General features: G+C 38.4%; 16 protein-coding genes and 1 other RNA gene. 16 read left to right on the top strand and 1 reads right to left on the bottom strand.

What is annotated here, in order from left to right; all coding sequences use genetic code 11:
* Positions 1-36: 36 nt before the first annotated feature.
* Entirely contained in the window at positions 37-561 is a 525-nt protein-coding gene (locus V5N67_RS03355) for a hypothetical protein (protein WP_332060487.1), read from the bottom strand.
* A 199-nt stretch (positions 562-760) separates the two neighbouring features.
* On the opposite strand from V5N67_RS03355, the gene ettA reads away from it, so the two are divergent.
* The 16 genes from ettA to murB all read left to right on the top strand — a co-directional run bounded on the left by ettA (position 761) and on the right by murB (position 21,496).
* Positions 761-2,407: an energy-dependent translational throttle protein EttA gene (gene ettA, locus V5N67_RS03350; protein ID WP_332060486.1), complete on the top strand. Its 1,647-nt coding sequence runs from the start codon at positions 761-763 to the stop codon at positions 2,405-2,407.
* Positions 2,408-3,094: 687 nt separating this feature from the next.
* Positions 3,095-4,036, top strand: a complete 942-nt coding sequence (locus V5N67_RS03345) for an ArsR/SmtB family transcription factor (protein ID WP_332060485.1) — start codon at positions 3,095-3,097, stop codon at positions 4,034-4,036.
* A 1,317-nt stretch (positions 4,037-5,353) separates the two neighbouring features.
* A complete protein-coding gene (locus tag V5N67_RS03340; RefSeq protein ID WP_332060484.1) occupies positions 5,354-5,722 on the top strand; it encodes a hypothetical protein in 369 nt (122 codons plus the stop codon).
* Between the two features lie 917 nt (positions 5,723-6,639).
* A complete protein-coding gene (locus V5N67_RS03335; protein WP_332060483.1) occupies positions 6,640-7,149 on the top strand; it encodes a lytic transglycosylase domain-containing protein in 510 nt (169 codons plus the stop codon).
* Between the two features lie 98 nt (positions 7,150-7,247).
* Positions 7,248-7,638, top strand: an RNA gene (gene rnpB / locus V5N67_RS03330) — RNase P RNA component class A.
* Positions 7,639-8,123: 485 nt separating this feature from the next.
* Entirely contained in the window at positions 8,124-9,164 is a 1,041-nt protein-coding gene (gene rsmH, locus V5N67_RS03325) for a 16S rRNA (cytosine(1402)-N(4))-methyltransferase RsmH (protein ID WP_442879235.1), read from the top strand.
* Positions 9,161-9,568: a cell division protein FtsL gene (ftsL, locus tag V5N67_RS03320; RefSeq protein ID WP_332060482.1), complete on the top strand. Its 408-nt coding sequence runs from the start codon at positions 9,161-9,163 to the stop codon at positions 9,566-9,568. Before rsmH ends, ftsL begins: the two co-directional genes overlap by 4 nt.
* Positions 9,568-11,292 carry a peptidoglycan D,D-transpeptidase FtsI family protein gene (locus V5N67_RS03315; protein WP_332060551.1) on the top strand — a complete coding sequence of 575 codons (1,725 nt, stop codon included), beginning with the start codon at positions 9,568-9,570 and terminating at the stop codon, positions 11,290-11,292. The genes ftsL and V5N67_RS03315 overlap by 1 nt, the downstream gene beginning before the upstream one ends.
* A gap of 48 nt (positions 11,293-11,340) precedes the next feature.
* Positions 11,341-12,792 carry a UDP-N-acetylmuramoyl-L-alanyl-D-glutamate--2,6-diaminopimelate ligase gene (locus tag V5N67_RS03310; RefSeq protein ID WP_332060481.1) on the top strand — a complete coding sequence of 484 codons (1,452 nt, stop codon included), beginning with the start codon at positions 11,341-11,343 and terminating at the stop codon, positions 12,790-12,792.
* Positions 12,789-14,210 carry a UDP-N-acetylmuramoylalanyl-D-glutamyl-2,6-diaminopimelate--D-alanyl-D-alanine ligase gene (locus V5N67_RS03305; protein ID WP_332060480.1) on the top strand — a complete coding sequence of 474 codons (1,422 nt, stop codon included), beginning with the start codon at positions 12,789-12,791 and terminating at the stop codon, positions 14,208-14,210. Before V5N67_RS03310 ends, V5N67_RS03305 begins: the two co-directional genes overlap by 4 nt.
* 20 nt (positions 14,211-14,230) lie before the next feature.
* Positions 14,231-15,301, top strand: a complete 1,071-nt coding sequence (gene mraY, locus V5N67_RS03300) for a phospho-N-acetylmuramoyl-pentapeptide-transferase (RefSeq protein WP_332060479.1) — start codon at positions 14,231-14,233, stop codon at positions 15,299-15,301.
* Positions 15,302-15,305: 4 nt separating this feature from the next.
* A complete protein-coding gene (gene murD, locus V5N67_RS03295; RefSeq protein WP_332060478.1) occupies positions 15,306-16,721 on the top strand; it encodes a UDP-N-acetylmuramoyl-L-alanine--D-glutamate ligase in 1,416 nt (471 codons plus the stop codon).
* Between the two features lie 116 nt (positions 16,722-16,837).
* Positions 16,838-17,995: an FtsW/RodA/SpoVE family cell cycle protein gene (locus V5N67_RS03290; protein ID WP_332060550.1), complete on the top strand. Its 1,158-nt coding sequence runs from the start codon at positions 16,838-16,840 to the stop codon at positions 17,993-17,995.
* A complete protein-coding gene (locus tag V5N67_RS03285) occupies positions 17,985-19,121 on the top strand; it encodes a UDP-N-acetylglucosamine--N-acetylmuramyl-(pentapeptide) pyrophosphoryl-undecaprenol N-acetylglucosamine transferase (RefSeq protein WP_332060477.1) in 1,137 nt (378 codons plus the stop codon). The genes V5N67_RS03290 and V5N67_RS03285 overlap by 11 nt, the downstream gene beginning before the upstream one ends.
* Positions 19,105-20,532, top strand: coding sequence for a UDP-N-acetylmuramate--L-alanine ligase (gene murC / locus V5N67_RS03280; protein ID WP_332060476.1), 1,428 nt, complete (start codon positions 19,105-19,107; stop codon positions 20,530-20,532). Before V5N67_RS03285 ends, murC begins: the two co-directional genes overlap by 17 nt.
* Positions 20,510-21,496, top strand: a complete 987-nt coding sequence (murB, locus tag V5N67_RS03275) for a UDP-N-acetylmuramate dehydrogenase (RefSeq protein ID WP_332060475.1) — start codon at positions 20,510-20,512, stop codon at positions 21,494-21,496. The genes murC and murB overlap by 23 nt, the downstream gene beginning before the upstream one ends.
* The last annotated feature ends 160 nt before the right edge of the window (positions 21,497-21,656 follow it).

Genomic DNA, 21,656 nt, shown 5'->3' with positions numbered 1-21,656 from the left:
TATTTTTTTGATAGCCTTTAAAGACTCTATTTTGTCTTAAAGTTTGGAGATAATTTGGCGGATGTTGGTATAATTTTTATAATTATCAAGCCAAAAGAGAGGCTGGGATAAATTTTTACAATTAGTTTTATAATTTTTCACTAATTGCAACCACGTGCCAATGGAGAGTGCAGTGTAGTCACTTATAGCTACATGTTGGTGCAGGGCTTTAATGATCATAGGACTTGCTACATCAGATCCCATAAGGCAACGGTCTTTTTGTAAACGCAACTTGAGCCACATTAAGGCAAGAGGTGAATACCATTGTTTTCCGTGACACAAAAGCGATGAAAAGAGATAGGGATTTTCTATGGTATATTGTAAAGCCCACAAAGCAAGAAAAGAGGGAGCGTAGAGAATTGATTTTCTTTGTGGTATTATATCACACTGATAGGTTGGTTTGATACGATAAAAACATAGTTTTATATCTGGTATGGAAAAAAGAGATGGCGTTTGATAGCATGTTTCAGGTACAGCTAAAAAGATTTGTTTTTTGCTCGTCGAAGGGGTATGTTTTTGCATTCAGAATTATAGTAAAGCTTGTGAGATTAAAAAAATGTATCAATATAAAGCTAACAGCTCTTGATATGAAGTAAGCGTTGTTTATCGCAAGGTTTAAGAAAAGTAAAATATTTTTAAAATTCTAACCTCTATTGCCGCATAATATTTAATACTGCACAATATAAATAATAATATAGTATACACGATATAAGAGAAATTTATGGCACGTCAATTTATCTATCACATGGCTGGGCTTAGTAAGGCTTACAACAATAAAAAAATTTTGGAAAATATTCATCTGTCTTTTTATCCAGATGCAAAAATCGGTATTTTGGGGCCAAATGGTGCAGGAAAGTCAACCATTTTACGTATCATGGCTGGATTAGATAAAGAATATACGGGAGAAGCATGGCTTGCTGAGGGTGCGCGTTGTGGCTACCTTCCGCAAGAGCCTATTCTGGATACGAGCAAAGATGTGCGTGGCAATGTGATGGAAGGTGTTGCGGATAAGCAGGCAATTTTAGAACGTTATAACGAATTGATGATGAATTATACTGAAGAAACAGCTGATGAAAGTGCGCGGCTGCAGGATATCATTGACAGTCAGAATCTTTGGGATTTAGAGAATCAAGTAGAAATGGCTATGGCTGCCCTTGGTTGTCCGCCAGCCAATGAGGAAGTGACAAAACTTTCAGGAGGTGAAAAGCGGCGTGTTGCGCTTTGTAAATTACTGTTGTCGAAACCTGATTTATTACTTTTGGATGAACCAACAAACCATTTGGATGCTGAAACGACAGCTTGGCTTGAAAGGCACTTGCGTGAATATTCTGGTGCGGTGCTTTTGGTCACACATGATCGTTATTTCCTTGATAATGTGACGGGTTGGATATTGGAATTAGATCGCGGTAAAGGTATTCCTTATGAGGGGAATTATTCTGCTTATTTGAAGGCTAAAGCCAAACGTATAGCTCAGGAAGGACGTGAAGAGGCAGCTCGTCAGCGTGCATTGTCACGTGAGCAAGAATGGATAGCTTCTAGCCCTAAAGGTCGGCAAGCAAAGTCAAAGGCTCGAATTAAGGCTTATGACGAGTTGGTTCAGGCTGCACATGAGCGTCGTCCCGAAGAAGCGCAAATCATTATTCCTATTGGTGAAAGGTTGGGGCAGGTTGTTATTGAAGTTGATAATCTTTCTAAAGCATATGGCGAACGTGTGTTGATTGATTCTCTCTCTTTCAAGCTTCCTGCTGGTGGGATTGTGGGAGTTATTGGTGCTAATGGTATGGGAAAATCTACCTTGTTTAAAATGTTAACGGGGCAAGAACAACCAGATTCGGGTCAAATACGCATCGGTGAGACTGCTCAGATGAGTTATGTTGATCAGAGTCGTGATTCATTGGCAGGTGATAAAACCGTTTGGGAGGAAATTTCTGGCGGCAATGACATTGTTAAATTAGGTAAACATGAGATGAATAGTCGCGCTTATTGTGGTGCGTTTAATTTTAAGGGTGCAGATCAACAGCAAAAAGTGGCAAATTTGTCAGGAGGACAGCGTAATCGTGTACATTTGGCTAAGCTTTTAAAAGAGGGAGGCAATATTCTTCTTCTTGACGAACCGACAAATGATCTTGATACTGAAACGTTGGGTGCATTGGAAGATGCATTGGAGAATTTTGCTGGTTGCGCGGTCATTATATCGCATGATCGTATGTTTCTTGACCGATTGGCAACGCATATTTTAGCTTTTGAAGGGAATGGTCATGTGGAGTGGTTTGAAGGTAATTTTGCCGAATATGAGGCTGATAAAATTCGCCGTCTTGGTTCAGATGCTCTCAATAAGCGTGTAAGTTATAAGCCGCTTACACGTTAGCATTTTCTATCTTGTCTTAAGTTTATAAGCTGAATTGAAAAAATATTGATGATGTCTGTGTCCTCTTTGTTTTTCAAAAGGGAATTGTGCGTTTGTAAAATTTTTGTTGATCACGCTTAAATCAAAATTGATAGAAGTAAACCCATCTGATGTAAATCATCGCATACATTACATATTATGACTTGCATGGAGACCATTAAGTTATAGAGTTTTGGTCGTTCAACCTCATCAGTAAAAAATTCCATTCTGTGGTACGACTTTATAGGCTTTCGTAGAGTAGTTTCTGCATGTTATTATTATAGGCAGGCAGAGACTCTTCTATAACAGGTTATAGAGTATCAATGAGAGCTATAGGGTTATAAAAAAGAGTGCCGATCTTGAATTATATCCTCCATGCAGTAAATAATCATATTTTATGGTGATGATATATATAAGCCAATTGTTGCTTATTAAATTATGATGGGGAATGGTAAATTTTTCGTATAAAGTTGGTGCGCTGTAGGGTACGAACATTTTAGCTATTACAGTGAAGTGATAGTGAAATGCATATCGTCAGCTCTTTAGCAGTTGTCTAATTTTTCATGTTATCATCAAAAATCACTCGAAAATAATGCAAATATGTATGCCTTTTGCTTGACTTTTTATTAATAGAAACAAATGTTTATATGAGTGATAGAGGGAGTATTTATGAGGAAAGTGGCAAGTTTGAATACGATGACTGTGTTGCTGAAAGCGATGGCACAATCAAGTCGTTTGCGTGTTCTTGCGCTTTTGTATCATGAAGATTTAACGGTTTCAGAGCTTACTTTTATACTTGATAAATCACGGTTTCTTGTATCTTGGCATCTGCGTTTATTGTATGAGGCACGGTTGGTTGAACGTTATCAAAAGGGGGAGGAAGTTTATTTTAAGCTTTGCCATGGTTGTTGGGATAAAGACATTGTGATGGCTGCAATTTTAGCTTTGCCAGAGAGCGATGTGATGTTAGCGCACGATTTAGCGCGTTTAGTAGACCTTAAAAAGCAGCATCAAAAAAAGATTGAGAAGCATTTTTTACAAAATGCTGCGCAGTGGGATGCGTTACGGCTATCATCATATATTGCAGATTATGTTGTAGAAAATGCTTTGCTTGAAATTGTCGGCAATAAACCATTTGAGGCGATGTTAGATATTGGTGCAGGTACAGGCTCTGTATTAAAATTGTTTTCAGGTCTTTATACGCATGCAGTTGAAATCGCTATTGGAAGCGATGCTTTGCATTTATCTGTTGGGAATACAATTTTTGATTTGGTAATTCTTCATTGGGTTTCACATTTTCTTGATAGACCTCAGGAAATATTTAATGAAGTAGCGCGTGTTTTGCGCCCTAATGGACGTTTCTTAATTGTGGATTTTTGTTTCCATAAAACTAAATCTTCACATACTCACCATGCTTATATGCATCTTGGATTTTCAGATTTACAAATAAAACAATGGCTAAAAAATGTAGGACTTATTCTAGAACAAACAGTTTGTCTTGTCCCTATGCAAAATGAAAACAAAGAAGGGTTGATGGTTAAGCTTTGGCTTGCTCGTGATCCGCGTTTATTAATAGATGATATAAAAGATAAACACGTGGAGTTTGCATAAATTATATTTGCTACAGTACTTTACCGATTTTGACTTTTCTTGGTTGAAAGTGCAAAGAAGGAACTGAGAGAATTATTGAATGGTTATCATTCTCACTATCGTATCTTTTATGAAATACAGTGCTAGTGTTTCAATATATGGAGACATAAACAAGGATTTTTACAGAGGTGAAGTCATCTAGCTCGCGTTGATACAGTGTGTGTTGAATGAGATATAGCACAGCAATTTTAAGTACAAAAATTTTCCATTTTATCATTTTATGAAAGTAGTGCAGGCAAGAAAGATGACGAAAAAACGTTCATATTCATCGCTGCTTGCAAGGTAATGCGTTGGGGTTTATTGATCGTTTACAAAATAATCTGTAGTTATCTTGGATTATGACGATGAGTGATTCAAAATAAATATACTGAAAATTTTAGTCTTGTGCGGCAATTAATTTTTCAAGCTTACCATTGATGTCGTTATAGGTAACAATTTTTTTGATGATGATTCTCAATATCTATAATGAAAACATGTAAGGTTTAGTATTTTTATTTTGATTGTATTGAGGTTATGTTAGTTTATTGTTTTGGGAAGATGAGAGCCGTTAATACCTACATTAGTGCGTGTGTTCTGATCTTTGATATGGTTTGCATAGATTAAAAGATATTTTTATTTCAATGATGGCATTGTCGAATAAGTGATAACTGTGTTGATATGATTTTCTCTTTATAGCAGTTTGATTTATAAAAATTACTTGTGTTTTTAAAATTTTTACAGTGATAGATTTTTTAGCAAAATAATAAAGGTTAAGATGGTCAACAGATGTTTTTTAGCGTATTTAAAATAATATTGCTTCAAATTGGATCAATTTAAGTATTTTTTTGCCTCAATATTTCCACTTTTTAACAATTCATAACTTTTTTATATTTTTTCGCATGAGAGATGATAATAATTTCTTGTTGTTGAGAATATTTTATTCCATAGCAGAAATATTGCATCGGCTATCTTAGTGGTTGATGCGAGAGGACGATCAGGGAGCCTCCTCCCCCCCCCCGCGTGGATCCCTTAGATTGTCTGGCCTGACTGAGGGAATCCTCAGCCGGGCTTTTGGGGGGGGTGATATGAAAGTCTTATGAAGTGTTATAAGCGGGATTTTGAAAAAGTGTGAGCTATCTGGTGTTGTATAGCGTGAAATGGTGAGGGGGAGTATTGAGGATTATTAAATTGGGGGAGGTTGGTTTTTCTTAAGGGTGGGAGTTTGATTCGTTGTTGAAGATTTTTCTTCGTATAGGGGGATGCGCGCTTTATGTCTTATAATGTTTATAAGTGAGCTGTATGCATCGTATTGTTTGTGTTTTTTTTATATTTTTTGTCTTTGGAGCGAGTTTTTTTATTCCTAAAATTAAGGGGCCTTACCGAGTTATATTCAACGAAACCCTGCCTTCTCGTCAAGTGAGCATAACAAAAATAGGGGATATATTTTTAGAGAGATTAGTGTTATTTTTTCCAGATGTTGTAGCTAACCTTTCTAAGATGAGTCCTCAACAAAAACGGCAATTGGTTGAGTTAGTACGGCAGGATGCGGTTATTATAGCTTCTGCGAATGGTCAAAGCGATGAGGATGCGCAAAAATTTGGTGAGGTTATTTCTGTCGCTTTATCAAAAGCTATTTTTCATCCTTACATTAGTGATGCTTATTTTTAGCTATTTTTTGAGAAAAATCACATTTATTGTTGATTCTCTGTGAATGTTATGCTCTATGTAGCATCCTTGAAAAATGTGCGGGGAGATTCTCTGACTTTTTATTTAGCATTATACGGAGAGGGGAGATAGTTAAACTATTAAAGTACCGTTTTTAGAGTATCAGTTATTTGTACGATTCTTGAATATGGACATGTGTAGTACAAATGGTTACAAGGGTGATTGTGCCATAATTATATACAAGAAAAATATTTTCGGGCGGAGAGTCAGTAATATAAACTTTTACTCGATGGGTATTGAAGTTTTTTATGCTGGTTTTATAAAATTTTCCAAAAGCGGATGAAAGTGTTTATTCAGCTATGCTGTGTATTTAAAAGCTGATGTATTATTTTCTATAAAATGGTTAATTTTGGCAAACGATATTGTTTGGCATAAATTTTGTGTAACTAGTGTCTATCTGCTTCTGAAAGAGCGGATAGTGGTTTTTGTTTTTTCTAAAATGATATACGAAACTTATGGTGTTTTGGTGAAAGCATTTTGGTTTATGTTAGCTTGTTGCGATTATGAAATTAACATAAATGGGGATTTAATAATCGGGCGTGAAAAGTAACAGAGGCTTTTCAAGTGTATTTTCATTAGTTAAAAATTGGGTACGGGGCAGCTGTATTAGTAATGGATATATTATAGTGCTTTATTAAGTGCGTTAAAATCTTCATTATAGTTTTTTTATTTTTCGATATTTTTGCGATATAAAAATATAAAGTAAATGAGGTGAGCGTGCTTCTTTTGGTAATTAAAATTATATTGAAATTGTCTTAATATTTTCATTTTTATAACGCTCTTTAGCTTTTTTTCTAAATATAATACACCTGTAGGTTTTTTGTGTCTTAATTTAAGAATTATTCATGAAGAGAGAGAGAATGCAATTTTTGAAAATCGTTCTAAGTGTGGCATTTGCTATATCATGTGTATTTGAGATGAGCTGGGCTTATGCAATATTAAATGTTGCAAATTCAGGTAATAAATCGGTAATAACTTCTTCTAAAGTAGCTGTTCGTCCTTACGAGTCTCTCATTCAAAAATTGGCAGCCAAATATAATGTTCCTGTTAATTTAGCGCATGCTGTTGTGCATGTTGAAAGTAGTTATAAAGCATATACCAAGGGAGCTGCTGGTGAGATAGGTTTAATGCAAATTAAACCATCTACTGCACGCGGGTTGGGTTTTAATGGTTCTGTACAAGATCTTTATGATCCTGCGACCAATCTTGAATATGGTATGCGTTATTTGGCGCGGGCATATAAATTGAGTGGTGGCAATACATGTGGCACAATCCTTAAATATAATGCAGGCCATGCTGCAAAAAAAATGAATTCTACTTCAGCAAAATATTGCCTTAAAGTTAAAACTTATCTCGCTTCATTAAGATAATGATATACTTTAAAGATGAGAATTTTCTGACAGGATTTGTGAAATATCTTGATGAGAGGCTATTTTCACTTCATGAAAAATGCTTTATAAGTAGCGTGTCAGTCGGCTAGGCAGCCGCGCTTGTCCAATGCCTAAAGGTGGCAAGTGAGGAAAGTCCGGGCTCCATGGAAAAACGGTGCCGGGTAACACCCGGCGGGGGCGACCCTAGGGAAAGTGCCACAGAAAGCAAACCGCCTGTTTTTATAGGTAAGGGTGAAAGGGTGGGGTAAGAGCCCACCGCGCATTCAGTAATGAATGTGGCAAGGTAAACCCCACTGGGAGCAAGACCGAATAGAAATGACGCGCAAGGTTTAACTTGCAGCCAGTTTCCAGGCGAGTCATTCGGGTAGGTTGCACGAGGCGGGTGGTAACATCCGTCCCAGATGAATGGCTGCCATGTAGAGTGTAAGCTTTACTATACAGAACCCGGCTTACAGGCCGACTGATATTTGCGTGATTGGTATTGCATACATCTAGTATTGCGTATAGTGCATATGGTTTTTTTAGTAATGAATGTAACAAGGTAATCTCCATTTCATTGGGAGCAAGATCGAACAGAAATGATATGCAAGATTTAATTTACAGCTAATTTTTAGGTAAGTTTATTTAGGTAGACTGCAGTAAGGCAGATGGTATATTCGTTTTAGATGAATAGTTTTTGTATCAGTGTAATTTTTACCATACAGAATCTAACCTACATGCTAGCTGGTACTTGCGTGATGGGTATTGTATACACTCAGTATTGCATATGAGCTTTTATGAAGGTTTGTGTTTTTTGCTCTACACTCAAATAAAGAGTGTATTTTTAGAAAATTATAACATTTTTTTAAGTATAGTGCGTCAATATATGCATCAGGTCAACTTTAGCTCCATTTTCTTTCATTGTGATGGATATGGAGATTGAATTTTAGTTATCATGGCATAAGCTGCCCTTGATGGCTATTGATTTGAACAAGCATAAATCAAGACGGATTATTTTGATAGAACAGAGTAACAGAGCTGAACGCCATATTCCAGTGTTGTTACAGCCAGTTTTAGCTGGGCTTGAACCATTGGTTGGAGCAAAAGTGATTGATGGCACCTTTGGTGCTGGTGGTTATACACGTGCTCTGTTAAGCGCGGGAGCAGATGTTATTGCTCTTGATCGTGATCCTCACGCGATTCGTGGTGGACAACCGCTTGTTGATACATTTTTTCCACGACTTCGTTTGGTGCAAATGGAATTTTCGCAATTAGATCGCGTAGTTGAAAAGAAGGTAGATGCGGTTATTCTAGATATTGGTGTTTCTTCAATGCAGCTTGATGAAGCTGAAAGAGGGTTTTCTTTTCAAAGAGATGGTCCGTTGGATATGCGAATGGCTCAGATTGGTTTTACAGCCAGCGATGTTGTGAATCATTTAAAAGTAGAGGATTTAGCGCGGATATTTAAAATATTTGGAGAAGAGCGTTATGCAGGTAGAATTGCACGTATGATAGAGAAACGTCGCTGTATTCGGCCTTTTTTGCGTACAGGTGATCTTGCCAATGCCATTGAAGCACTTGTGGGTCGTAACCCAAAAGACCGCATTCATCCTGCAACACGTGTGTTTCAGGCTCTTCGTATGTATGTGAATGATGAAATTGGCGAATTGGCGCGTGGCTTATTTGCTGCTGAACGTGTTTTGAAAGCGGGAGGTCGTTTAGGGGTTGTTAGTTTTCATTCTCTTGAAGACCGTATGGTTAAAAGATTTTTTTCTGCTCGCTCAGGCGGACGTGGGAGATCACGCTACTTTCCTGAAATAAAAATTCCTCCAGCGACATTTTTTCCTCTGTTTAAAGGTACAGTAACTGCAAGTGAAGAGGAATTACAACGAAATCCCCGTGCGCGTTCTGCAAAGTTGCGTGTTGGTGTACGCACTGAAGCAGAGTGTTTTGCTGCAGATATGAAATTATTTGGTTTGAGCGAGGTTGTCAGTTTTGAAGGCCGAAAAAAATGACAGTTTTTCGCACAGTGGATATGATTTTAACGATAATTATGATTTGTACAGCAGGTTTCACTTATAAGGTAAAATATGATGTTCAAAAACGAATTAGTGAAGTTCGTCGTCTTGAACGTGAAATTTCTGCAGAAAAAAATATGGTTCATCTACTTCGTGCTGAATGGGCTGTAATGATAGAGCCTTCACGTATGCAAAGACTTGCAAAGCGTTATCAAAAAGAGCTTGCTTTAGATATAATTCAACCACGCCAAATTGTTGAATTTGAAGATATTCCTGTACGTGTACAACATGATCAAATTGCAGAAGTGATTAAAAAAAATACTTTGGAAAACAATAAAGATTTTGGGGCTGATAATCATGTCTCACGTATGGGTAGCGTTATTCAAAAGGGCGTGCAGTGATAAAAACATTATTTCTATTTTCGTGGAAGAAAGAGCATTTAAATAATAAATTGGACGTTCATAATTTTTCTGCTCGTCGTTTGCATTCTAGTCGCCTACGTTTGCTTTTTTCTTTGTCATGTTTTCTTATTTTGTACGGCATTATGGGTGCCTGTCTTATTTCTTATGGAATGAAAGGCGGACAAATTGAAGAAGCAAAAGGGCCAAGAGTTATTCAGTTGGCAACCCGACCTGATATCGTTGATCGTAACGGTCGCTTACTGGCAACGGATATTAAAACTTACTCACTTTTTGCTGAACCAAGACGCATTATTGATGTGGATGAAACAATAGAATTGCTTTCAACAGTTTTGCCCAATCTTAATTGGCAGGAAACTTATAAGCGTTTAAAAAGAAAGTCTGGTTTTTCTTGGATACAACGTGGGTTAACGCCAACGCAAAAATCGCAAATTATGGCACTTGGTATCCCAGGTATTGGTTTTCGTACTGAGATTCGTCGTTTTTATCCAGGTGGTTCTGTAGCTTCACATATTCTCGGCATGGTTAATGTTGACAATCAGGGCATAGCAGGTATGGAGAAATATATTGATGATGCTAGCTTGAGTGTTTTGCGTGCTGCGGGTTTTGTAACTGAATCGTCATTAAAACCGGTTCAGCTTTCGCTAGATGTTCGCATTCAGACAATTGTGCATGATGAATTAACCCAAGCAATTAAGCGTTATAAAGCGATTGCTGCAGGAGCAGTTATTTTAAATATTCACACTGGTGAAGTTTTGGCTATGGCGTCTATACCTGACTTTAACCCTGGCAATCCTGTGGATGCTTTGAAAAGTGATCGCCTAAATCGGATGACTGCTGGGGTTTTTGAAATGGGATCTATCATTAAAAGTTTTACAACTGCAATGGCACTTGATTCGGATATTTTTCATTTAAACAGTATTATTGATGCTTCACGACCCATTCAAGCAAGTCGAAATTACTTTATTCGTGATTTTCATGGAAAAAATCGTCCTCTAACATTATGGGAAGTTTTTATTTATTCTTCTAACATTGGTTCTGCTAAAGAAGCATTGACGATAGGAATTGATGGACATCGTGATTTTTTGAAACGGTTTGGTTTACTTGATCGTATGGTAACACAATTGCCTGAAGTTGCCCATCCTGTTGAGCCGCATCGTTGGAAAGATATCCATTCTATGACAATTTCTTTTGGACACGGTATGGCAACAACGCCCTTGCAAACGGCAGTAGCAGCAGCTGCTTTAATGAATGGTGGTTTGTTGATTGCACCTACATTTTTAAAAAATACAAAAGAACAAGCTTTGAAGCATGCAAAATCGGTTCTGCGTGCTAAAACGAGTCAAAATATGCGTTACCTTTATAAGTTAAACAGCAATATTGGTTCTGGGCGTAATGCAAAAGTAGAGGGCTATCGCATTGGTGGTAAAACGGGAACAGCTGAAAAAGTTGAAAATGGAAAATATTCTAAGACAAAAAATTTCAATAGTTTTCTCGCTGCTTTTCCCATTGATGATCCTGCTTATGTTGTCTTAACAATTATTGATGAACCTCAGCCTGAAGATGGAAAAAAATTGGCAACAGCAGCGATGAATGCAGGACCGATGCTTGCTAATATTATTCGCCGTTCCGCTAGTTTTTTAGAGATTAAACCAGATTTTAAGAAAGAATATGAACCAATTTTAAGTCCAAATGGCAATATGTGATTGTTAAAAAACAGTGGTAAAAAACTAACATAAGATAGGTGTGTGGTCATGTTACTTGGAGCGCTATTTTCAGAAGATATTAAGGAAGATTATCTTGGACACATTGAAGTTACGGGAATAAGTGCAGATTCTCGACAAATATTACCAGGTTATGTTTTTGTGGCTGTTCAGGGAAGTAAAAGCGATGGTAGGCAATATATAAGTGATGCGATAAAACGCGGTGCACGAGCAATCGTTACAGATTGTAATTTTACGTTCGAAAACTTATCTGTTCCAGTTTTACGTGTTTTAGATGTTCGTCATAGTTTAGCGGTAGCTGCTGCACGTTTTTACGGTTCTCAACCTGAAACTGTAGTGGCTGTGACAGGTACAAGTGGGAAAACATCAGTTGTATCTTTTGTTCAGCAAATTTGGAAATATGCTGGGTTTTGTGCAGCCAGCATTGGAACGATAGGTGTTATTTCTCCTAAACGGAACGATTATGGATCTCTTACGACGCCAGATCCAGTAGTTTTGCAGCGTTTATTATATGAAATTACCAAAGATGGTGTTACACATGCAGCCCTTGAAGCTTCTTCGCATGGATTGGATCAGAGTCGACTCGATGGGGTTCATTTGGCGGCGGCTGCTTTTACGAATTTAGGGCGTGACCATATGGATTATCACACGTGTGTAGAGGATTATTTGCGTGCTAAAATGAGACTATTTGATACGCTTTTGCCACAAAATTCTCCTGCTGTGATTTTTGCCGATGATATTTATTCGCAAAAAGTTATTGATTATGTCAAACAGGCGTATCGTCGTGTATTAACAGTTGGGCGTAAAGGGCAGTTTATCACAATTAATCGTGTTGAGCATCAACGGTCAAAACAGTGTGTTGAATGCCGTATGGACAATGATATTTATACATTTGACTTGCCTCTAGCTGGAGATTTTCAGGTAGCTAATGCATTGGTGGCTGCGGGATTAGCAATTGCAACAGGTGTATCTTCTGATAAAGTTTTTCGTGCTCTTGAAAATTTGCAAGGAGCACCTGGTCGGTTAGAATTGGTTGGAAAGACAGAAAATAATGCTCCTGTTTATGTAGATTATGCGCATAAGCCAGAAGCTTTGGAGCAAGTATTGCTTTCTGTTCGCCCTTTTACGCAGGGGCGTTTAATTCTTATTTTTGGTTGTGGTGGTGATCGTGATCAGGGGAAAAGACCTTTAATGGGAAAAATTGCAGCCAATAGGGCTGATATTGTTATTGTAACTGATGATAATCCTCGCACTGAAACACCAGAGAAAATTCGAAAAGATATTTTACAGACCGCACCAGAAGCGATAGAAATAGCAGACCGTGGTGAAGCAATTTCCTATGCAGTGGGGATTCTTGAGGCAGGAGATACATTGATTATAGCTGGAAAAGGTCATGAGGACGGTCAGATTGTAGGGCAGAAGACATATCCTTTTTCAGATCGTTTGCATGCGCTTTCTGCTTTAAAGGAAAGATATAAATGACTGCTTTATGGGATAAACAGGCACTCTTAGCTGCAATGGATGGTTTTGCAATTGGGTGTGTAGCAGAAGCTTTTTCTGGAGTTTCTATCGATAGTCGCACACTTTTAAAAGGCGATATTTTTTTTTGTATAAAAGGTGATCGTTTTGATGGTCATGATTTTGCACTACAAGCTCATGATCAAGGCGCTGGAGCTGTTGTAATTGCGCAAGATCACTTGTCTAAAATGGAGAAATTATCTCTTCCATTGATTGTTGTTCCTGATGTTTTACAAGCACTAGAAAAGCTTGCGCAAGCAGCACGTAAGCGTTCAAAAGCTAAAATTATAGCGATAACAGGTTCTGTTGGAAAAACAACGACAAAAGAAGCTCTTAAACAAGCACTTGAAACTGTTGGGAAGGTTCATGCTAATCTTGCTTCTTTGAATAATTGTTGGGGTGTTCCACTCACTTTAGCGCGAATGCCTGCAGATAGTGATTACGGTGTTTTCGAAATTGGTATGAATCATAAAAATGAAATTCGCCCTCTCGTGAAGATGGTTCGTCCACATGTGGCTTTGATTACTCGTATTGCTGCTGGACATATGGGTTTTTTTAAAAATCTTGAAGAAATTGCAGAGGCAAAAGCTGAAATTTTTGAAGGATTTGATGAGGAAGGCGTTGCTGTTTTAAATGCAGATGATAATTTTTTCCCCTATTTAGTTCACAAAGCAGAACAATATGGTGTGAAAAAGATTTTGAGTTTTGGTGAAAGTAAGTTTGCTGATTATCAAGTAAAGGAACTTCATCTTTTTACAGATTCTTCCCATATGACTGTGTGCATTTCCGGTTGTGATATGATGATTAAAATTGGTGCCCCTGGCCGACATATTGTACAAAATAGTTTAGGTGTTCTTGCGGCTTGTGATGCAGTGGGTGCTGATTTAACGCGTGCAGCCCTTTCGTTGAGCCGTTTTTCTCTCCAAAAAGGTCGCGGTATTCATTATCGGTTGTCTTTACCAAATAGTGGTGTTTTTCATTTAATTGATGAAAGTTATAATGCTAACCCTGCTTCCATGCAGGCTGCTCTTAACCTTCTTACTACAGGACCTGTAGGAAAGAAGGGAAGGCGGATTGCTGTTTTGGGTGATATGCTCGAATTGGGAGCCTATAGTGAAAAACTTCATCGTGACCTAGTAGAGCCAATACGTACTTCTGGTGCTCATTTGGTTTTTTTATTTGGTGAGGCAATGAAGTGTTTAATTACCGATCTGTCTGCTTATGTCACGGTTCATTATGCTGAGAATATTGAAAAGCTTTTACAACTTATTTTTTCAGAAATTTCAGATGGAGATCTTATCATGATTAAATCATCCCATAGTATTTATTCGTCAAATATTGTGACTGCGCTTTTAGATCATTATAAAGTGGTTCCTCTATAATTTTAGTAGGGTTTTATACTATGCTGCTATTCTTTTCTTCGCTTAGTGATTGGCTCCCAGGTGTTAATGTTTTTCGTTACATTACCTTTCGTACTGTGGCAGCTATGCTTACATCAGGGTTAATTGTGTTTTTGTTTGGTCCTAGTATCATTGCTGCTCTCAAATTGCGGCAGGGAAAAGGACAGCCTATTCGAGCTGATGGTCCTCAAACACATTTTAAAAAGGCTGGAACACCTACTATGGGTGGGTTAATGATTTTAACTGGCATTGTTGTCTCAGCGTTTTTGTGGTGTAATTTATTGAATATTTATTTTTGGATATCGCTGTGCGTTATGCTTTCTTTTGGCGCAATTGGTTTTTATGATGATTATCTTAAGGTAACAAAACAAACGGAGAAGGGCTTTTCTGGTAAGGCACGGTTAAGCTTAGAGTTTTTGATTGCAGCAATTGCTGCTTTTGCTATCTTACAAGTTGGCTCTCCTGGGTTAGCGTTGCCCTTCGTGAAAGATTACTTTATCAATTTGAGCTGGTTTTTTCTTCCTTTTTCTACTCTTGTTATTGTAGGAACTGGTAATGCAGTTAATTTGACTGATGGTCTTGACGGACTTGCTATCGTTCCTGTGATGGTTGCGGCTCTCTCTTTTGCTCTTATTGCTTACCTTTCTGGTAATATAAATTTTGCTGATTATCTACAAATCCATTATGTGTCAGGAACAGGTGAATTGGCTGTTCTTTTGGGCGCTGTTGTTGGTGCTGGTCTTGGTTTTTTATGGTTTAATGCACCTCCAGCGGCTATTTTTATGGGAGATACTGGTTCACTAGCACTTGGAGGACTGTTGGGTGTTGTTGCTGTAGCAACTAAGCATGAACTTGTTTTGGTTTTCATTGGCGGGCTTTTTGTTTTGGAAGCATTCTCAGTTGTTATTCAGGTTGGTTATTTCAAATTAACAAAAAAGCGTGTGTTCCTTATGGCGCCGATACATCATCATTTTGAAAAAAAAGGCTGGACTGAAAGCCAAATCGTAATACGCTTTTGGATCATTTCAATTGTTCTCGCTTTGATTGGTCTTTCAACACTTAAATTAAGGTGAAGTTTTGATTTCTGTTGAATGTTATAAGGGAAAAAAAGTTGCTTTATTTGGATTAGGGCGATCAGGATTAGCGGCAGCGCAGGCATTGATGCATGGTGGTGCAGAAGTGATTGCATGGGATGATAATCCTTCAGGTGTACAAGCAGCTTGTCAAAAAAATATTTCAACAAGGGATCTCCAATTTGAGGATTGGTCAGAGTTTTCTGCGTTGATTTTAGCGCCTGGAGTTCCTTTAACTTACCCTAAGCCTCATTGGGTTGTTGATAAAGCACGTCAAGCAAATATAGAAATTATCGGTGATATTGAATTATTTGTCCGTGCGCGTAATCGTTTTTTACAGAACTATAACCTTTGCGATCAGGATGTTCCATTCATTGCTATTACAGGTACGAATGGAAAATCGACAACGACAGCTTTGCTTGCCCATTTGTTAAAACAGATGGGTTATGATGTGCAGATGGGAGGAAATATTGGAACTGCAATATTGATGCTTAAGCCATTTGTTAAAAAATGTATTTATGTGATTGAATGTTCATCGTTTCAGATTGATTTGGCACCATCTCTGAAGCCAACTGTTGGTCTTTTATTGAATTTAACGCCTGATCATATTGACCGCCATGGCAGTTTTGCTCAATATGTGCAAGCCAAAAGACATTTAGTTGCTGAGGCTTCTCATGCCTGTATTGCTGTTGATGATACGGCGTGTCAGGTTTTGTACCAACAATTGGTTCACAAAGGTTGTCAAGTGGAGGCAATTTCTAAAGAACGCTTTATTGAAAATGGTTTTTATGCGGATGGAACTAAACTTTTTTCTGTTCGCCACGGGCAATGTCAGATGATTGCGGATCTTGCGAGTATGACTGCATTGCGTGGTAGCCATAACGCGCAAAATGCTCTCATGGTATTGGCAACATTGCAGGCTTTAAAAATTACTGATCCACATATAGAAAAGCATTTAGCGAGTTATAAAGGATTGGCGCATCGTATGCAGCAGGTGCGTAAAATTGGGTCAGTTTTGTTTATCAATGATAGCAAAGCGACCAATGCAGATGCATCAGCTCCCGCACTTTCTGCGTTTAATAATATTTTTTGGATTGTTGGAGGGCAGGCGAAAAAAGGTGGGATTGATGCTCTTAAAGGATTTTTTCATAAAATTCGTAAAGCCTATTTGATTGGAAGTTCGGCAGAAGAATTTTCTGGTGTTATTGGATCCATTTTTCCTTTTTCGATGAGTTTAACTTTGGAAAATGCAGTGCATGAAGCAGCTATTGATGCAACTTTTTGCAAGGCGAAAGAAGTTGTTGTTCTCTTTTCGCCAGCTTGTGCAAGTTATGATCAATTCAAAAATTATGAAGCGCGTGGGGAAGCGTTTATTTCTTTTGTTACGCAATTGAAAGGAACACAAAATATAAAAAAATGATTTATGTTAACATTCCAGAATCTTTTTTCATGTAATTCAATTGCTGAAGTATTTGCCTAAAAATAGGGAAAATATATCACTTTGAGTAGAAAAATGAAAAGGATCAAGCGAATATGATGGTTACTCGTGCAGATCGAGATCCGATTGCCAATTGGTGGTGGACAATTGATCGTTCCATTTTTGCTGCTTGTTTACTTTTGATGGGAATTGGGATTATGCTTTCTTTTGCAGCAAGTCCCACCATTGCGAAAAAAATTGGAATTGACGATAGTTTTTACTTTGTTCGCTGGCATATCATTTTTAGTGCTTCTGCATTTTTTACTTTGGTTACGATTTCTTTTTTTTCACCCCGTAATATTCGTCGTTTATGTGCCCTTTTATTAGTTACGACCCTTGCTCTTATGGTTGCAACTTTATTTTTTGGTCCTGAATTAAAAGGAGCACGGCGGTGGATTTCTATATTTGGCGTTTCTGTACAAGCTTCAGAGTTTATGAAGCCTGCTTTTGTGGTTATGTCAGCTTGGCTTTTTTCAGGGCAGGTACAACGTAAGATTATTCTTAACTACATGCTAGCGATTGCACTTTATGCTTTTTGTTGTGTGCTTCTTGTTCTTCAACCTGATATTGGTCAAACACTTTTGGTGAGTGCCGCATGGGGCGGTTTATTTTTTGTTGCAGGTGTATCTCTTGCTGTCATTTTTTTATTTCTTATTTTAGGTGTTGTCGGGGGGATTTTCGCATATCTTTTTCTTCATCATGTGCGTGAACGTATTAATGGCTTTTTGACAGGTGAGGGCGATACCTTTCAAGTAGATGTAGGACGTGAGGCTATTTTGAATGGTGGTTGGTTTGGACAAGGACCAGGTGAGGGAACCGTGAAACGTATTATTCCCGATAGCCATACAGATTTTGTGTTTTCCGTTGCTGCTGAAGAATATGGTATTATCCTTTGTATATTAATTATGATGCTTTTTGGCTTTATCGTTATACGCTCGCTTTATATAGCATTGAATACGCGTGATTCATTTACGCGTCTCGGTATTACTGGCATAGCAATGATGATCGGCTTTCAATCAGGGATTAATATGGCTGTTAATCTTCATTTAATGCCTCCAAAAGGCATGACATTGCCGTTTATTTCTTATGGTGGCTCATCTATGGTAGCAATTGCTATTTCAATGGGTATTTTGCTTAGTTTGACACGTCGCTGGCCAGAAGCGCGTCTTTCAGCTTTTTCTTCATCTGTTGTTTCGGACGCTGCTTATGACAAATAAAAAAGTGATTGTTTTGGTTGCTGGTGGTACAGGTGGACATCTTTTTCCTGCAGAAGCTCTTGCTGTTGAATTTAGGCGACGCGGATATGATGTGCATTTGGCAACAGATGAAAGAGCTAAGCGTTTTGTGCGCTGCTTTGATGAAGAGCATACCCATATTATTTCATCGGCAACATTTGCACGGCGTCACCCTTTGGCATTGATAAAAACACTTTGGTATTTGTTAAAGGGAATGGGGCAGTCGTGCGCTCTTTTTTATAAACTGCGTCCTGTTCTTGTGGGTGGGTTTGGTGGTTATCCTACCGTTCCTCCTCTTTTGGTTGCCTTTTTAACGAGGCGTATAACATTTATTCATGAACAAAATGCTGTTATGGGACGTGCTAATCGCGTGTTGGCAGCTGTGGTGCACGCGATAGCAGGTGGTCTGTTATTGTCAAACGGTGCTCACGCTCATAAAACGTTTTTAACTGGTAATCCTGTACGTGAGGCTGTTCTTAAAGTAGCAAAAGTTCCTTATTCTCCTGCTGTTGGTGAAAAGCCATTTCATTTTTTGGTTTTTGGAGGGAGTCAAGGAGCTTCTTTTTTTTCACATATTGTACCTGAAGCAATTGCTTTACTGGATAGTAAGATACGTAAACGCTTACGCATTGTTCAGCAAGTTCGGGATGAAGCTGTAGAGTTGGTAAAAATCTATCGCGATATGGGTGTGCAAGCAGAAATTGCACCTTTTTTTGATGATATGGCTAAACGTATGGCACTTTCTCATTTTATTTTATCACGCGCTGGTGCCTCATCCGTTTGTGAAATAGCTGTCATTGGGCGACCAGCTTTGCTTATTCCATATCCTCATGCTTTGGATCATGACCAAACAGCCAATGCAGCGTTGCTTTCTGCAGTGGGGGCTGCTCAAATTGTACCAGAAAAAGATTTAAGTGCGCAAAGGCTTGCTGCTGTTTTAATGGAAGCTTGTTACGCACCAAGTTTACTGGAAAAACAAGCGCTGGCTGCAAAAAAAGTTGGAAAACCTTATGCGACTAGTCGTCTTGCAGATATAGCTGAGGCATTGATTGTGGGGCAATCGCTGTCAGATATTAGAGAGGAGTTTTTTGATGAAAATGCCGCTTAATATCGGTCTTATCCATTTTGTTGGAATTGGCGGGATAGGCATGAGTGGAATTGCTGAGGTTTTTCATAATCTTGGTTATAAAGTTCAAGGGTCTGACCAAGTTAATAATGCAAATGTTGAACGTTTACGAAATAAAGGAATTAATGTTCATATAGGTCACTCTGCTGAAAATTTAGGAGCTGCAGAGGTTGTTGTGATTTCTACCGCTATAAAAAAAACAAATTCTGAATATATAGCTGCGAAAAAGAGGCATTTACCAGTTGTAAAGCGTGCAGAAATGCTTGCAGAGTTGATGCGGTTTCGTCGGGCAATTGCTGTTGGCGGTACGCATGGGAAGACAACAACTACGTCAATGGTAGCAGCGCTCCTTGATGCGGGTAATTTTGATCCAATGGTGATTAATGGCGGTATTATCAATGCTTATGGTACCAATGCTCGTGTGGGGGACGGTGATTGGATGGTGGTTGAAGCTGATGAAAGTGATGGTACATTCTTAAAGTTGCCTGCTGATATTGCTGTTGTTACAAATATTGATTCTGAACACTTGGATCATTATGGTAATTTTAGTGCTGTGCGTGATGCTTTTCGGCAGTTTGTAGAAAATGTTCCTTTTTACGGTTTTGCTGTGTTATGCCTTGATCATCCAGAGGTTCAGGCGTTGGCGAGTCGTATTGATGATCGCTGGGTTATTACTTATGGTGCAAATCCACAAGCTGATGTTCGTTTTTTAAATTTGTCAATGGATGGTCAAAAAACGTGTTTTGATGTTCTTGTTCGTTCGCGCAAAACAGGGAAAGAGACTGAGTTTAAAAATTTAATTTTGCCAATGGCTGGGCAGCATAATGTTTCTAATGCGACTGCAGCAATTGCTATTGCGCATGAACTTGGCATTTCAAGTGAGTCTATAAGAAAAGGTTTGGCAGAATTTGGTGGAGTGAAACGGCGTTTCACAAAAACAGGGAGTTGGCGCGGCATTGAGATTTTTGATGATTATGCGCATCATCCTGTTGAAATAAAAGCTGTTTTACGTGCAGCGCGTGAGAGTGCAAAAAGACAGGTTATTGCAGTTGTACAGCCGCACCGTTATTCACGTTTACGTGATTTATTTGATGATTTTGCTGCTTGTTTTAATGACGCAGATACAGTGATGATTGCACCAATTTATGCAGCAGGTGAAGAGCCAATTGCTGGCTTTGGTGCTAAAGAATTGGTTGAACATTTGCAAATGGCAGGCCATCGCGATGTATGTCTGATTAATTTTTTGGAGGATGTTGTTTCCATCGTCTCTACATCTGCTAAGTCTGGTGATTATATTGTTTTTCTTGGGGCGGGTAATATCACACAATGGGCTTATGCGTTACCTAATAAGTTGATGGTGCTTGATAAAAATGATAAATTTTCAACAGATTGATGGTGATGCGCTTTTGGCGCGATTGCAACCGGTGTTAGGTGGTATCAAGGGTAAGCTTACGCCTAATGTTGATATGCGGAAGGTGACGTGGTTTCGCACTGGTGGGTTGGCAGAGCTTTTTTATCAACCTACTGATGAGGCAGATTTAGCTCTTTTTCTTCAAGTTTTGCCTAAATCTGTTCCTATCACCATTGTAGGAATTGGTTCTAATCTTCTCGTGCGTGATGGGGGTGTTCCTGGAGTTGTGATTCGTCTTTCAGCAAAAGGTTTCGGGCAAGTGCGGCAAGTTTCTTTAAAGCGTCTTTGGGTTGGTGCTGCTACGGCAGATAAACATTTAGCAGCAGCAGCTTTAGAAGCTGAGATTGCAGGATTTCATTTTTATCATGGTATTCCTGGTGGTCTTGGAGGAGCACTTAAAATGAATGCAGGAGCCAATGGTATTGAAACAGCTGCGCGTGTTGTTGAGGTTTATGCACTTGATCGTAAAGGACAGCGTCATATCTTGAGTTTGGCAGATATGCATTATTCTTATCGTCATTGTGATGTTTCTGAAGATCTCATTTTCACTGCTGCTTTGTTGGAGGGGTGGCAAGGAAAGAGAGATGATATTCGTGTTGCTATGGATGAAGTTTCTCTGCATAGGGAAACAGTACAGCCCGTTCGCGAAAAAACAGGTGGATCAACTTTCCGAAATCCTGAAGGGACATCTGCATGGCACGTTATTGATAAAGCGGGGTGTCGTGGTTTGCAGATTGGTGGTGCTCAAATGAGTGAAATGCACTGTAATTTTATGGTTAATACGGGTCAAGCAACAGGTTATGATCTTGAAACATTGGGTGAAACAGTGCGTGCTCGTGTTTTTAGTCATTCATCCCATTTATTACAGTGGGAAATTCAGCGTATTGGTCAATTTGAACAAGATCGTATAGTTCTTTCTTTTGATCAGCTTAATTCCTCTATTTAACAGAAATAAAAAATTGAGTCATTTCAAAGAGATAATAAAAAAATCTATTAAAAATCAATAAATTAACAGATAAACTCTTGCGTCATGCGTCTGAGTCTGATTCATTAAGAGCAATGCTAGGCTGTTGATTCGCAAGGATAAATTTTATCTTTCTCTGTAT

The sequence above is a fragment of the Bartonella rhinolophi genome, assembly GCF_036576165.1.
Lineage (GTDB): Bacteria > Pseudomonadota > Alphaproteobacteria > Rhizobiales > Rhizobiaceae > Bartonella.
Note: the sequence above shows the minus strand (reverse complement) of the source record. Positions and strands in the feature narration are given on the sequence as shown.

Bases quoted from the DNA above. Each gene is read 5' to 3' on its own strand.
- V5N67_RS03355 (WP_332060487.1), bottom strand. From the start codon at position 561: ATGCAAAAACATACCCCTTCGACGAGCAAAAAACAAATCTTTTTAGCT.
- ettA (WP_332060486.1), top strand. From the start codon at position 761: ATGGCACGTCAATTTATCTATCACATGGCTGGGCTTAGTAAGGCTTAC.
- V5N67_RS03345 (WP_332060485.1), top strand. From the start codon at position 3,095: ATGAGGAAAGTGGCAAGTTTGAATACGATGACTGTGTTGCTGAAAGCG.
- V5N67_RS03340 (WP_332060484.1), top strand. From the start codon at position 5,354: ATGCATCGTATTGTTTGTGTTTTTTTTATATTTTTTGTCTTTGGAGCG.
- V5N67_RS03335 (WP_332060483.1), top strand. From the start codon at position 6,640: ATGCAATTTTTGAAAATCGTTCTAAGTGTGGCATTTGCTATATCATGT.
- rsmH (WP_442879235.1), top strand. From the start codon at position 8,124: ATGGCTATTGATTTGAACAAGCATAAATCAAGACGGATTATTTTGATA.
- ftsL (WP_332060482.1), top strand. From the start codon at position 9,161: ATGACAGTTTTTCGCACAGTGGATATGATTTTAACGATAATTATGATT.
- V5N67_RS03310 (WP_332060481.1), top strand. From the start codon at position 11,341: ATGTTACTTGGAGCGCTATTTTCAGAAGATATTAAGGAAGATTATCTT.
- V5N67_RS03305 (WP_332060480.1), top strand. From the start codon at position 12,789: ATGACTGCTTTATGGGATAAACAGGCACTCTTAGCTGCAATGGATGGT.
- mraY (WP_332060479.1), top strand. From the start codon at position 14,231: ATGCTGCTATTCTTTTCTTCGCTTAGTGATTGGCTCCCAGGTGTTAAT.
- V5N67_RS03290 (WP_332060550.1), top strand. From the start codon at position 16,838: ATGGTTACTCGTGCAGATCGAGATCCGATTGCCAATTGGTGGTGGACA.
- V5N67_RS03285 (WP_332060477.1), top strand. From the start codon at position 17,985: ATGACAAATAAAAAAGTGATTGTTTTGGTTGCTGGTGGTACAGGTGGA.
- murC (WP_332060476.1), top strand. From the start codon at position 19,105: ATGAAAATGCCGCTTAATATCGGTCTTATCCATTTTGTTGGAATTGGC.
- murB (WP_332060475.1), top strand. From the start codon at position 20,510: ATGATAAATTTTCAACAGATTGATGGTGATGCGCTTTTGGCGCGATTG.